Genomic DNA, 15,253 nt, shown 5'->3' with positions numbered 1-15,253 from the left:
TAAAAAAATGGATACAAATAAGTCACGTAGAGATTTTTTGAAAAAAATGAGTGCTGCTAGTTTATCAGCAGCTGCAACTACAATTCCAGGATTTAGTTTTTTTAGTTCTTGTTCGCCTGAGGTTCAAAAAATGGCATCTACAGCAGATACTGTTATTTTACTCTGGATGGCAGGAGGAATGGCACATACCGAGACATTTGACCCTAAAGCTTATGTACCTTTTGAAAAAGGTGTAGAAAGCAAGAGAGTGCTAAGTACTTTTCCTAAGAAACCTACTGTAGTTGATGATTTATATTTTTCTGAAGGATTAGAAGGTATAGGGAGTGTAATGGATAAAGGTGCTATAATTCGTTCATACAAATCTGCAGATTTAGGGCATATTTTGCATACGCGTCATCAATATCATTGGCATACTTGTTATGAGCCACCACAATCTGTACAAGCACCTCACATTGGAGCTTGGATAGCTAAAGAGTTAGGGCCTGCAAACCCTGTTATTCCACCTTTTATTGCCATGGGGCAACGCTTTACAATGGGGGAGTCTGAAGAGCTTAAGGCGTTTCACTCTGCAGGGTTTTTAGGTACAGAATATGGGCCTTTTTTAATTCCAGACCCTTCAAGTGGTTTAGAAAGTGTGCGCCCACCAAAGGGCATGTCGCTTAAACGTTTTGAAGCACGTTATAAATTATATAAAGAATTAGCAAATAAGAGCGAGGTTATGGAGCAGGGTAGCGATTACCAGCGAGAGTCTTTAATGCGTTCTATGGAGCAGTCGTATCGCTTATTGAATTCTCCAGAAGCAAAAGTTTTTGATTTATCAGAAGAACCAAAAGAAGTTTATGATACTTATAATACAGGACGTTTTGGTTTAGGTTGTTTGTTGGCAAAACGATTAGCGATGAATGGAGGACGATTTATTAGTGTGTCTACAGAATACGAACCGTTTTTGGGATGGGATACGCATGAAAATGGACATACGAGACTTAAAAAAATGAAAGCGCTTATAGATAGACCTATAGCTCAACTTGTTAAAGATTTAGACGAAACAGGTCATTTAGATAGAACACTTATTATTTTGGCAAGTGAGTTTAGTCGAGATGCTATTATGGAGGGTAGACCTGGAGAACTTGTTAAAAATCAAGTAAATCAACCCGATATTATAAGAAAAGAAAAACACTATGGGATGCATCGTCATTTCACAGACGGCAGTTCTATTTTAATGTGGGGCGGTGGTGTAAAAAAAGGATTAGTTTATGGTAAAACTGCAGACGAAAGACCTTGTTCATCAATAGAGAACCCAGTAGTAATAGATGAAGTACATCAATCTGTTTATCATGCTTTAGGTATTCATCCAGAAACCCATTATGAAATAGAAGGTAGACCATTTTATACAACGCCAGATGGTAAAGGGAAACCAATATTAGATTTGTTTGGGAATCCTATGAAATCATCAAAAGAAAACATCGCTTAAAATTTAATTCCATCATGACTAAGTCTAATATGAATCGCAGAACGTTTATAAATACAACAGCAAAAGCAAGTTTAGGTTTGGCTGTTGTGCCTCATTTTAACATATTAAAATCTAAACCGGAGATGTATGACCATATTATTGGTCATGGCGATTTTAAGTATAAAGTGCATAAATCTTGGGGAGATTTAGATAGGGCTATTACCCCTGTAAAGAATTGTCATGAAATGGTAATGGATTCTCAAGGCAGACTTATAATGGTGGGTGACGAAACACATAATAATGTTTTAATCTATGATAAATCTGGTAAATTGTTAGATGCTTGGGGAGTGCGTTACAAAGGAGGTCATGGATTATCTTTATGGAATGATGGCTCTGATGATTTTTTATTTATTGCGGATACTAAAGGAGGGGAACTTATTAAAACCACAACTGATGGAAAAGAATTAATGATTATAGGTCACCCATCTCTATATGGAGCTTACGATAAAAAGGATAAATTTAAACCTACCGAAAGTGCCATTGGACCTAATGGAGATATTTACATAGCTGATGGTTATGGTTCGCAATACATACTTCAATTTACAAAAGACGGAGAGTTTATTAGAAAAATTGGAGAAGGAAATGGGACAGGGCAAAACCAATTTCAAACAGCACATGGTGTTTGTATAGATTACAGAGGAAAAGGAGAATCTACATTGCTTATAACCTCTAGAGCTAGTAATTGTTTTAAGCGTTTTACATTAGATGGCGTGTATATAGAGCAAATAGACTTACCTGGAGCCTTTGTTTGTCGCCCTGTTATTCATAATGATAATTTGTATTCAGGTGTATGTTGGTCTTCAGAAATTGACTATGATGCTTCAAGGCGTATGGAAACTCATCCTACAAAAACAAGCCCAGGTTCTGGTTTCGTTACTATTTTGGATGATAAAGGTAAAGTAGTTTCCAACCCTGGTGGTACAAAACCAAAATACAAAAAAGGAAAGCTACAACGTATGGTTCAAGAAAAACCGATTTTTCGCCATTGTCACGATGTGTGTGTTGATAATGATGAAAATTTATACGTGTGCCAATGGAACGCAAATAAAGCGTATCCTATTAAACTTGAAAGAGTCTAAAAGGCTTGTTTTAAAACAGCAATGTAAAAACAGTTTCTACATCAGGTGTAGATTTTACCATTAAATGCCCTTGATGCAATTGCATAATGTGTTTAGAAAGACTTAAACCAATTCCAGTACCTGTTTCTTTGGTTGTAAAAAACGGAATAAAGATTTGCTTAAGATTGTTCTCTGATATTCCAGTTCCATTATCTATAACTTGTATTTCTATATTTCCAGAAGTTGCTTTTATAGCTTGTAGTTTAATTACTCCGTTAGCATGATTAGTTAACGCATCTATCGAATTCTTAATCAAGTTGACTAAGACCTGCATAATCTGATTTTCGTCTGCGAAAAACTCTAAATTAGTTGGTGTAATTTGAGTTTCGAGAGATATGTTTTTATGTGCCTTTTCGTTACTTACTAACGTGATTATTTTTTCGAATAATGTAGACACTTTTATAAGTATTTTATCGGGTTTAGGAATTTTTGTTAAAGAACGATACCCTGTTACAAAATCGGTTAAACCTAAACTTTGTTCTTGTATTACGGCCAATCCTTTTTTTACTTTTTCTAAATCACTTTCTTTTAATTGGTCCAATTGAATTTTACCATTATCAGTTTTAATGACCTTAGATAAACTATCTGAAATAGAAGTTATTGGTGCCAAAGCATTCATAATTTCATGGCTCATTACTTTTATTAATCCCATCCAAGAATCGACTTGTTTGGTATCTAATTCGCTATAAATATTTTGAATACTAACTAATAAAAGAGACACATTGTTAACTTCTATAGGTTTAGATTCAATTTTTAAATCAACTGTTGTACGTTCGTTCGTTATAGAAATTACCTGTTGCTTAAAAGGTTGTAGTTTACTAACTAAATTATAGACGCTGTTATCTATTTTTTTTAGCTGTTGAATATGTGTAAGCACATCGCAATTCAATAATTTTTTTGCACTTTCGTTGGCAAATAAAATATGCCCTTTGGCATTAATAGATAATAAACCAACATTGGTGTATGCTAATAAAGTTTGGTAGTATTGCTCTTGGGCTTGGGTATGTAATTTTTCATCTTGAATAATTCTATTAACTCTATTTAAATGCGCATTTAATTGATTTGTTACCGAGTTATTTGTGTTTTCTGAAAAGCTAATAGTAGAATCTGAGTTTTCTATAGCATTAAAGAAAAACATGAGTTTACGGTTGGTGCTGTTTAGAAAATTGACAAGTGAAATTATTTGTAAAATTAATACGACACCTAATAATACAGCAATACCTTTTATATCATTTAAAATAAAAAACACTACGCTAGCACATACCAATACTAGCAATAGTACTCTTAAAATTATTTTTAGATATAAATTTTTAGATAGCATTTTAGAATATTAAATTTTATAACGCTTTGTTTTATTGTATAAGGTTTGACGCGTGATACCTAACTGTTCTGCAGCAGTACTATAATTACCATCGTGTTTTTTTAGCGCAGTAATAATCATATTTTTTTCCATTTCGTCAATGGTTATGTCTGCCGTGTTTAATGCTTTTGTTTGCCGCTGATTAAACATAAAATCATTTACCGTTAATAGATTATTTTCACTTAAAATAACACAGCGTTCCATAGTATGCTGTAGCTCTCTAATATTTCCGGGCCAATTATATTTAAGTAGTTTTTTCTTGATGGCACTACTCAATTTTAATCCTTTTTTATCATATTTATTTGCATATTTATTTAAGAAAAATTCTGCCAATTCTATAATATCATTGCCACGTTCTCTAAGTGCGGGTACTTCAATATGTATGGTATTTATTCGGTACAACAAATCTTCTCTAAAAAGTCCTTCATCAACCATTTTATTCAAATCGCAATTGGTAGCACAAACGAATCTAACATCTATAGGTATAACTTTATTAGACCCAATACGGACGACTTCTTTTTGCTGAATTACTTTTAATAATTTAGACTGTAACTGCAATGGTAAGTTACCTATTTCGTCTAAAAAAAGCGTACCGTTATGTGCAATTTCAAACTTACCTGCTCTATCATTTTTAGCATCTGTAAAAGCGCCTTTTACGTGCCCAAAAAGTTCACTTTCAAAAAGGCTTTCTGGTATAGCACTAACATCTACATTAACTAAAATCTCTTGATGTTGTTTAGATTGTTTGTGAATGGCTCGTGCAATTAACTCTTTTCCTGTTCCGTTCTCGCCCGTTATTAAAACATTGGCAGATGTTTTTGCTACTTTTTTAGTAATATTTAAAACAGAATTTATAGCTGGCGAGCTTCCTATAATTTGCTGCTCGCCTTCGTTTATAAAATGCTTTAACTTTTGCTCACTTTGCTTTAATAAATTGACTTCCTTTTTAGATTTTCCTAATTGAAATGCGGCATGAATGGTCGCTAAAATTTTTTCGTTATCCCATGGTTTTAAAACAAAATCTATAGCCCCTTCTTTTAAGGTATTTACAGCTAATTCTACATCGCCAAAAGCAGTCATCATTATTACAGAAGCATCGGGTGCTATTTCTTTTAATTTTCGTAACCAATAAAACCCTTCATTTCCTGTATTTATTCTGGATGAAAAATTCATATCCAAAAGAATAACATCGTAGCTTTTTAAATCGGTAACCGAAGATATTCCGTTTGGGTTTTGAAGCGTAGTTACAGTTTTATAAACATCTTGCAACAACAATTCTAAGGCGCTTAGCACCCCTTTATTGTCGTCTACGATAAGTATTTTTCCAGATTGCAACATAATAATCCAAAGCTACAAATAAGAACAATACTCAACTATAAAGTGTAAAATATTTTTACACTTTGTATAAAAATATTTTACATAAAAAGGATGATTAGATATTGATGACGTTTGTAACCTGTTGAATTGTAGCGTATTGTTTTTTTGGCACGCATATCGTTATATAAAATGCAAAACAATAAAAAATGAAAAACACTTTCCTGATTTTTGTAACCTACATTGCCTTTTCTTTAAATGGTAATGCACAAAAATTATGGACTTTAGAGGAATGCATTGTTTATGCTTGTGAAAATAACTTAGACCAAAAAACAAAGCAGTATAATGCTGATATTGACAAGGAGTCATTTCAACAATCTAAACGAGATTTTTTGCCAGACTTTAGCGCTGTATCAAATTTAAACAGACGATTTGGTAGGTATGTAGACCCAAATAATAACAACGTTATCAATACTGCAACGTCATCAAACACCTATGGAGTAACATCGTCATTAAATCTGTTTAATAATTTTAAAAAGTGGCACCAAAGGTCGCAGAAAAAACTACTATATCATGCAAGCTTAGAAGCTGTTTTGCAAGCAAAATACAACCTTTCTTTTGATGTGATGAATGCTTTTTATCTTGTAAAATTTAGAGAAGATTTATTGCAAATCACAAAAGAAAAATTAGAAATCTCTAATTTAAATTACGAGTTGGTAACTTCAAAAATAGAACTAGGATTGCTAGCGAAATCTAATTTATATGATATTGAATCTGAATTAGGTACTAATAAATTAGAAATAGCTCAAGCCCAAAACGCCTTAAATGAAGCGACTTTAAATCTTATTCAAATCATGAATTTTAATGGCATGAGTATAAAGCTAAAACCCGATTTGGTAGCATTAAAATCTCTTGATAGTTTAACTTTAGAAACTGTTTTTTCTAAAGCAATTGCATTTCTTCCGTCTATTAAACAACAAGAATTACAGGTAAATGCTTCAGAAAAAAACTTGGCTATTAGAAGGAGTGATTTTTATCCATCATTAGCATTAAATGCGGCGTATAGAACAGGTTATTTTGAAACGAGTATTGATGAAAATGGATTGATAACTCCTTTTTTAGACCAGCTATCTAATAATGCTGCCAAATCCATTGGTTTGTCTTTAAGAATTCCGATTACCAATAAATGGTCGAAACATTCTAATGTAAAAATTGCTAAAATAAATATCTTAAAAGAAAAGAATATTCTGGAGCAAAAGAAGCAAGAACTTTATAAAGAAATACAAAAAACAATTCAAAAAAACACTGCGCTTTTAGCGGAAAAAGAGGAGAATGAGTCTAACCTAAAATCTAAAGAACTCGCTTTTAACTTTGCTCAAAAAAAGTTTAACAAAGGGTTGGCTACGATTTACGAATTAGAGGTTGCCAAAAATAATTTGGCACAAGCTAAAATAGAAAGAACCAGAATTAATTTACAATTACAATATCAAAAAAAGGCAATAGATTTTTATTGCGGTATTGCTGTTTTTCCTTTTAAATAATAACAAAGAATGGATACTAAAATAGAGAAGAAAAGAACACTACAACCCAAACATATTGGCATAGGATTACTTGTAATTATTTTAATAGCAATATTTCTATACAATAGTTTAGGCACGCCTAGTACATCATCAGAAGTTAAAAAAAATGAAATTACGATAACAGAGGTTAAACACTCTGATTTTAATGATTACATTACAATTAATGGTGTTGTAAAACCCATTACTACCGTATATCTTGATGCCTATGAAAACGGAAGAATTGTTGAAAAATATATAGAAGAAGGCAGTATCGTAAAAAAAGGAGATATTATATTAAAGTTAGAAAATAGGCAGTTATACGAACAAATTTTAGCAAGCGAAAACAACCTAGCGATTAAACAAAATAATTTAAGAGAAACAAAAATAAATTTTGAATCGCAACGTGTTTTTAATCAAAAAAACTTACTTGAAGCAGAATACAGAGTTATAAAAGCGAACAGGTCTTATGAGCAAAACAAATCGTTATTTGAAGAAGAATTAGTAGCTAAAGAAGATTACATAAGAGCTAAAGAAGAAAAAGAATTAGCATCTAAACAGTTTGATGTTATCAAGTTTAAAACGAAGCAAGATTCGTTATTAAGTGCTACAGGAATAAAGGAATTAGACAATGATTTAATACGAATGAAAAAAACCTTAGCCATGGTTTATGAAAGAATTGAACATTTAAATGTTAGGGCAACTATAGATGGCCAATTAGGAATGCTAGATGCCGAAATTGGGCAAAGCATTTCCCAAGGACAACGTATAGGACAGATACACGTTTTAACCAATTTTAAAGTACAGTCTAATATAGATGAGCATTATATTGATAGAGTTACGAGACATGTTTCTGCATCTTTAGAACGCGATGGAGAAACCTATGCCTTAAAAACTAAAAAAATATATCCGGAGGTAAGAGATGGAGAATTTCAAATAGACCTAAGTTTTATAAACGAAAAGCCAAACAATATTAGAACAGGGCAAAGTTATTTTATAAAATTAGAATTGGGGACACCTACAAATGCTATACTTGTTAGCAGAGGAGCATTCTCTAATACTACTGGCGGAAATTGGATTTACGTTGTAGACGCTTCTGGTAATTTTGCAACTAAACGCCAAATAAAAATAGGCAAACAAAACCCCCAATATTATGAAATTCTTGAAGGCCTAGAACCTAACGAACGTGTAATAACATCTAGCTATAAAAATTTTGAAAACAGCGATAAACTTATTTTAAATTAATAACCATGATACAGACAAAAAACCTAACTAAAATATTTATTACAGAAGATATACAAACTAAGGCATTAAACGATATAAATCTACATGTTAAAGACGGAGAATTTATTGCTATAATGGGGCCTTCTGGTTGTGGAAAATCTACCCTTTTAAATATACTTGGACTTATTGATATCCCATCCGATGGTAGTTATATGTTTCATGGAAAAGAAATAGGCAACCTAAAAGAAAAGGAGTTAACCAAAGCAAGAAAAGGTAATATTGGTTTCATTTTTCAGAGCTTTAATTTAATTGATGGTTTAACAGTTTACGAAAATGTTGAATTGCCATTAACGTTTATGAACATCAATCAAAAAGAACGAAAAGAAAAAGTAAAAGCTGTTTTAAAACGCATGAAAATAGACCACCGCTCTAACCATTTTCCGCAACAATTATCTGGAGGGCAGCAGCAACGTGTTGCTATTGCTAGAGCTGTAATTACCGAGCCTAAATTATTGTTAGCAGATGAACCTACGGGAAATTTAGATTCTAAAAATGGTACCGAGGTTATGAATCTATTAACAGAGCTAAGTCAAGAAGGTGCAACTATTATTATGGTAACACACTCCGAAAGTGATGCAAATTACGCACACAGGGTCATCAACTTATTTGATGGAAAAATTGTAATGGAAACAAGCAATTAGTAATACAGCCAATTAACTAAATAACTAGATAAAAATGAACTTTATCAAACTAAATATTTTCTATCGTAATTTAAAAAGAGATAAACTTATTTCTATAATTAATGCAGTTGGTTTAATTATAGGTATACTAAGTGCCTTGTTTATTTTAGAGTATGTATATTACCAAAGAAGTTACGATAACCATCACGAAAATGCCAAAGATATTTATCGTGTTGCTTACAATCGTTATCAAAATAACGAAGTGTTATGGAAAACAGCCAATTCATTTCCACCAACCGGAAAATGGTTAAAAGAACATTATAGCGATGTTGTAAATCATGCGAGGATAACTCCAAAAAATGAAATAACCATAAGCTATAACAATGCCTCAGGAAGCAAAATTATTTATTCTGAAGATAAAACGTACTATGCAACGTCTTCTATTTTTGAAGTATTTACAATTCCATTATTAAAAGGAGAAAAAACCTCTTTAAAAGCACCCAATACAGTAGCCATATCGCACCTTGCTGCAGAACGTTATTTTGGAGAAGAAACGCCCATAGGTAAAATATTAAAAGTAAATGGCAGCGAAGATTACATGGTAACTGCCGTTTATAAAAAGATGCCAAAAAATTCGATTATAAAATCCGATTTTTTGTTTTCTATGGAAACTATTTACAAAAAACGTCCTCGAATTAGAAACAGCTGGACCTACGATTATGGGAGCACTTTTTTACAATTAAAACCAAATAGTGATTATAAAAAGCTAGAAAAAGAAGGCCTTCCTGAAATGATAGCTGCTAATTATAAAGAACGCCTAGACTCGCAAGGCAAAAGAGACACTTACTACTTACAACCATTGCAGGGTGTTCATTTAAATTCAAATATAGAATATGAAACAGAGCCTCCTGTTAACGGAAAAATTATAAGTATTCTTTTTGGGTTTTCTATATTTCTTTTAATTATAGCTTGGATTAATTTTATAAATCTAACCACAGCACGCTCTATAGAAAGAGCCAACGAGGTAGGGGTTAAAAAAATTAACGGAGCTTCTAAAATGAATTTAATCACTCAGTTTTTAAGTGAAGCCTTCCTGTTTAACATACTTTGCTTAGCTGTAACTATTATATTGTTTTACGCTTTAAATCCTACGTTTAAAGCCATAACTCAAATAGGCGATTTTAATTTGTTTGAGCACCCTAAATTCTTAGGTACATTTATAATCATTTTTGTTTTAGGTATTATAATTTCCTGTATTTATCCTGCTGTTATCTTACAATCTTATAAACCTGTAACGGTTTTAAAAGGGAAATTTAAAAATAAAAAGGAAGGTGTCTTTTTTAGAAAACTATTAGTTACCATGCAGTTTATAATTTCAGTTGTATTGCTTTGTGGTACACTTATAGCGTACAAGCAAGCTACTTTTTTAATGGAAAAGGATATGGGTATTAATTATGCTCAAAGTATAGTAATTAAAGCACCCAAAACAGGAGAAAAACAAAATGAATTACAAAGCAAAATTCTTTTAATGAAAGATGAATTAACTCAAATTCCTGAAGTAAAAGATTTTACTTTTTCATCTGACATACCCGGACAAGAAATTCAACATTGGTTTAGTTGCCGAAGAAAAGGATATGATGCAAAAGATCAAAACGCCTATTTCCAAATCTCTGTAGACGATCAATTTCTTGATTTTTATGACGTAAAACTACTCGCCGGAAGACTATTTAGAATCGGCGAAAAAGAAACTGGAACCAAGAGTATTATTATGAACGTAAAGGCCATGGAACGTGTAGGCTATAAAACTCCAGAAGAAGCTATTAATAACTTTGTTGTAACAGGTAGAAATGAAGAATTTAAAATTATAGGCATAGTTGACGATTTTTATTATCAATCCATCAAAAACGAACCCGTACCAACGGTACTGAGACTTACCGATAGTCACAAGGCTTTTTTAACTTTAAAAGTAACTGGCAATAATACCACAGAAACTCTTCAAAAATTAAAAGCAGTTTACACTAACTATTTTCCAGAACAACCTTTTGATTATTTGTCTTTAGAAAACAAAATTAACAACACTTTAAAGCCAGATAGAACCTTTTTATTCGTTTTTAGCTTATTTTCTATCCTAGCTATACTTATCGCAGTAATTGGAATTATTGGATTAATATTAATTACTATTAGCCAACGCATGAAAGAAATAGGTATTAGAAAAGTACTAGGTTCCGAATTAATGGATGTTTCTAAACTACTATCTAAAGAAGTCGCCTCTCAAATTATAACAGCAATTGTAATCGCCATTCCTTTAGCATGGTACGGTTATCAAAATTGGTTTTTAGAAACTTATATTGATAGTATTGAGTTACATATATGGATGTTTTTAATTCCTGTTATTATACTTTTTATTTTAGTTTTATTAGTAATTCATCTCGTTGCTCTGAAAGCATACCGAATGACTTTGTCTGAAGTATTGCAAAATGAGTGATTGAAATTGTAAAGCTATAAATTCAATTGATGTGGAGTTTAGTGTTAGTTAGAATTTAAAAAAGACTAATTCTCTTTCCAAAAGTGTAACAACTAGCAAAAATGGTCATACTTTGTTTAAAAACTGTATTTGCTAATCAGGTCATTACAGGATGATCTTTTCTGATATAATTTTTAGTTTAGTCATTTAAATTTTAAAGTTAAAAACTTGTAGGCTTTTAATTCAAATCAAGATATTAATAAAAGTAAGACTTTATAAAATGAAAAATAAAAAAGGGATTAGTAGAGAAATTAGAAAAGTAAAAATTTTATTAACCTTTTCTATTCTTTTTATAATTCCAATAACTTCTGTAGATGCTCAATCTCAATGGATTTGGCAGCAACAAGATGGTTCTGCAAATACTTGGATGGCGTTTCGAAAAACCATTACTATTGATGCTGTTCCATCAGAAGCTATCGTAAAAATTGCTGTTGATAGTAAATATTGGCTTTGGATAAATGGTGAGATGGTATTATTTGAAGGAGGACTCGCAAGAGGTGCTGCACCAAATACCACCTATTACGATTCAGTAGACCTTGCACCTTATTTAAAATCTGGAGAAAATACCATTGCCATTTTAGCTTGGTATTTTGGACGTACACGAAAATCGCATTTAGATAGTGGTAAAGGGGGTTTGTACGTTTCTGCTGATTGGAACGCCGATTTAAATACAAACACCTCTTGGAAAATGAAACTACACCCAGCCTATGACCCAAATAGTGGTGGAGGTGGTGATACAGACAATCTTATTACGCCTTATAATATAAAATTTGATGCTCGAAATGCTTTAGGTGACTGGACAGATAATGCTTGGTACACTGTGGTTTATAATGATAGCAACTGGGATGTACCTGTAGAAAAAGGAGGTATAAATAGCCAGCCTTGGGGTAATTTGGTAGAGCGTGCTATACCTCAATGGAATGATAGAGGATTAACGGATTATCCATCAATGACAGTAAACGGGTCTTCTATACAACTCCCGTATACTAACAATTCAGGGTCTACTAAAACCATAAAGGCCAAACTCCCATTTAACCAACAGGTTACACCTTATATAAAGTTGAATGCAACTTCAGGTAAAACAATTGTTATAGATACAGATAACAGACAAAATCAAATAAAGTCCACGTATATCTCTAAAAGTGGAATTCAGAAATTTGAAGGTTATTCATGGTTTAATGGTCATGTTGTAGAGTACAGCATTCCTTCAGGTGTAGAAGTACAAGAATTAAAATATCGTTGGACAGGTGTGGGAGATATGACTGGTAATTTTGAAAGTAATGATGAATTCTATAACCGTTTATGGTGGATGGCTCGTAATACTTTATACATCTGTGCAAGAGACGGTTATATGGATTGCCCTGATAGAGAACGTGCTTTATGGATTGGGGATGTAGGTGATCAAACAGGTGCAATTTTCTATACTTTAGATGAAGCTGGAAGAAAATTATTAAAAAAAGCGATAGACAACACCATAAATTATAGAAGAGGAGATATTATAGAAGGATTAACACCAGGTTTTGGTAGTTTTCAAACTAAAACTGCTGAATTTGCAGCGCAAAGTCTTCAGTTTATTGATAATGTAGTATGGCAGTATTACTATAATACAGGAGATAAAGCTACTATTGAAAATGCATATCCAGCTATACTTACTTATTTAAAGTTATGGAATATGGCTTCAGATGGAATGCCTGAAAACAGAAAAGGAGGCGTAAATTGGACAGATTGGGGTAGTGATCGTGATGGAGATGCAATTAGAGCCACGTGGTATTATATTGCACTAAAAGCTGCAAAAAAGATGGCTATTGTATTAGATAAAAATGAAGATATACCTTGGTATGATAACAGAATTAATAGCATGAAACAAAACTATGTTCAAAAATACTGGAGAGGAAGTAGTTATAATACTTCTGGTAAACCTATAGAAGAACGTGTAAGTTCACTCGCGGTTATAGCAGGTTTATCTGATGAAACGCATTACCAAACATTAGTAGATGAAGTTTTATTTCCAATTAGAAAATCAAGTCCACATTTTGAGTGGTTAGCAGAAGAGGCTTTGATGCAATTGGGGCATCCAGAAAAAGCGTTAACAAGAATGAAAGAGGTGTACGATTTTCAGGTTGATAACCCAAATTTAACAACCTTGTACGAACGTTTTGAGAATGATCCTAAAGATAATTTAGGTACGCCAAACCATGCTTGGAATGCACCTAACTATATATTATCTCGTTACATTACCGGTATTAAAGCTACTGAAGTGGCATGGGCGTCTTATGAAGTATGCCCAACTATGGCTAATTTAACTTCATTTAAAACAACAGTACCTTCTGTTAAAGGAGATATATTTGTTGAAGTTGCAGCTGGTAAAAATAATTTTAATTTAAAATTAGAATCGCCACAGAACACAAAAGCTGTTGTAGGAATTCCAAAAACAAATACAGAAATCTTTGAAGTTACTGTTGGAGGTGTTACTGTTTGGAAAGATGGTGCATTTGTAAACGGAGTTCAAGGTATTACTTTTAATAGCGAGGATGAATCCTTTATAAAATTTAATGTGACACCTGGAGTATGGGATTTTAATGCAAATGTATTTGTTGATTACAATCCAGAAATTTCATTCACAACACCAACAGATGGCGCTATATTCGAAAAAGCAGATAATGATTTAAAAATTGAATTGAATGCTACTGATGATGAAGGCATTGAAAAAGTTGAATTATTTCTAGATGATCAACTTATAGCCACAAAAACAGCTGCTCCTTTTAGCTTCTCATCTTCTGATACGTCTGCAATTTCAGACTTAGAGGGAGGTGATTATGTATTATTAGCTAAAGTAACAGATACTGATGGTAAGAGTTCTGAAACAAGTATTACCATTAGCATACTAGACAGAGCTGGTATTTTTACCAACAAACTGTTGTTTTATTATCCTTTAGAAGAAAATGGTAATGACGAAAGTGGTAATGGAAATAATGCAACAATGGGTTCTGCTGTAACCTATGATAATGGAAAATACGGAAAAGGTGGAGTTTTTAGATATACGCAAGGATCCTATTTTACATCAGCAGACAAAGTTTTCGAATACAGTTCAGAGATCGCATATACCATAGCATTTTGGTTAAAGGTATCAGATTACACAACTCGTGGTGACATTTTGCAGCCTACGAATGGACGTACCTTACTATATTCTAATGGAACCGATTTAAGCTTTAGATCTTCTCATCAAAAAAAGTCAATCTCATTTAATGTAGATAATAATGAAAAAGATGATTGGTTTCACGTTGCCTTGATTATAGACCAAAGAGAAGGGCAAAGACAACATAAATTTTATATCAATGGGCAACAACGTGGAAGTATTGCTCAAGGTTATGAATTTGAAACAGATAAACCAAAATCAATAGGTAGATTAATTTTCGGATCATTTTCAGCCACTCAAATAGTGCGAAATTTTACAGGGATGTTGGATGAAGTGTATATGTTTAACGATGTACTTTCCGAGACTCAAATACAAGAAGTGATGAATATTGAAGATCTTGAGGAATATCTAAACAGTCTGAGTGTTATTGAAAATAGCCCATTACAAGATAAAATAAAATTATATCCAAACCCAGCTCATCAAATGCTAACTATTTTAGGTACTCAAATGTTGAATGCAAAGGTGTATGATCTATCTGGAAGAATGATAAAATCAACCAGAATAAATAATAACTCGTTAGATGTTTCTTCTTTTAATAACGGGGTATATATTATTAAAATGAAGGATATAAAAGGGAATTCTTATATGTCAAAATTCATAAAACAATAGAGTAGAATTTTAAGACTAAATTAAATAAAGTTAAGAAGGAATGAAATAATAATAAAGTAATATTCTATTTATTTCTCATTAACAAGAAAGTACAGGATGATAATAGTTGAAAGAAAATATAACTTTCAACGATTATCAAAATGTAATGCCATTTAATAGATG

General features: G+C 32.3%; 9 protein-coding genes. 7 read left to right on the top strand and 2 right to left on the bottom strand.

Going from position 1 to position 15,253, the window contains the following annotated elements; genetic code table 11:
- Positions 1-7: 7 nt before the first annotated feature.
- Both Q0731_RS02670 and Q0731_RS02665 read left to right on the top strand, forming a co-directional pair.
- Positions 8-1,471 (top strand): DUF1501 domain-containing protein, encoded by a 1,464-nt coding sequence (locus Q0731_RS02670; RefSeq protein ID WP_299059490.1) that lies wholly within the window; start codon positions 8-10, stop codon positions 1,469-1,471.
- A 14-nt stretch (positions 1,472-1,485) separates the two neighbouring features.
- Positions 1,486-2,589: a 6-bladed beta-propeller gene (locus Q0731_RS02665; protein ID WP_299059487.1), complete on the top strand. Its 1,104-nt coding sequence runs from the start codon at positions 1,486-1,488 to the stop codon at positions 2,587-2,589.
- Positions 2,590-2,599: 10 nt separating this feature from the next.
- Here Q0731_RS02665 and Q0731_RS02660 read toward each other — a convergent pair whose 3' ends face one another.
- Both Q0731_RS02660 and Q0731_RS02655 read right to left on the bottom strand, forming a co-directional pair.
- A complete protein-coding gene (locus Q0731_RS02660; RefSeq protein ID WP_299059484.1) occupies positions 2,600-3,766 on the bottom strand; it encodes a PAS domain-containing sensor histidine kinase in 1,167 nt (388 codons plus the stop codon).
- 192 nt (positions 3,767-3,958) lie between these two features.
- Positions 3,959-5,326, bottom strand: coding sequence for a sigma-54 dependent transcriptional regulator (locus tag Q0731_RS02655; RefSeq protein ID WP_299059481.1), 1,368 nt, complete (start codon positions 5,324-5,326; stop codon positions 3,959-3,961).
- Positions 5,327-5,511: 185 nt separating this feature from the next.
- Here Q0731_RS02655 and Q0731_RS02650 point away from each other — a divergent pair, with 185 nt between their 5' ends.
- The 5 genes from Q0731_RS02650 to Q0731_RS02630 all read left to right on the top strand — a co-directional run bounded on the left by Q0731_RS02650 (position 5,512) and on the right by Q0731_RS02630 (position 15,091).
- Entirely contained in the window at positions 5,512-6,843 is a 1,332-nt protein-coding gene (locus Q0731_RS02650; protein WP_299059478.1) for a TolC family protein, read from the top strand.
- Positions 6,844-6,852: 9 nt separating this feature from the next.
- Positions 6,853-8,103, top strand: coding sequence for an HlyD family efflux transporter periplasmic adaptor subunit (locus Q0731_RS02645; protein WP_299059476.1), 1,251 nt, complete (start codon positions 6,853-6,855; stop codon positions 8,101-8,103).
- Between the two features lie 5 nt (positions 8,104-8,108).
- Positions 8,109-8,783, top strand: a complete 675-nt coding sequence (locus Q0731_RS02640; protein ID WP_109403607.1) for an ABC transporter ATP-binding protein — start codon at positions 8,109-8,111, stop codon at positions 8,781-8,783.
- Positions 8,784-8,817: 34 nt separating this feature from the next.
- A complete protein-coding gene (locus Q0731_RS02635) occupies positions 8,818-11,247 on the top strand; it encodes an ABC transporter permease (protein ID WP_299059472.1) in 2,430 nt (809 codons plus the stop codon).
- A gap of 259 nt (positions 11,248-11,506) precedes the next feature.
- Positions 11,507-15,091: a LamG-like jellyroll fold domain-containing protein gene (locus Q0731_RS02630; protein ID WP_299059469.1), complete on the top strand. Its 3,585-nt coding sequence runs from the start codon at positions 11,507-11,509 to the stop codon at positions 15,089-15,091.
- Positions 15,092-15,253 lie beyond the last annotated feature (162 nt).

Origin of the sequence: uncultured Polaribacter sp., assembly GCF_947497695.1 — a bacterium.
Taxonomy (GTDB): Bacteria; Bacteroidota; Bacteroidia; order Flavobacteriales; family Flavobacteriaceae; genus Polaribacter.
Note: the sequence above shows the minus strand (reverse complement) of the source record. Positions and strands in the feature narration are given on the sequence as shown.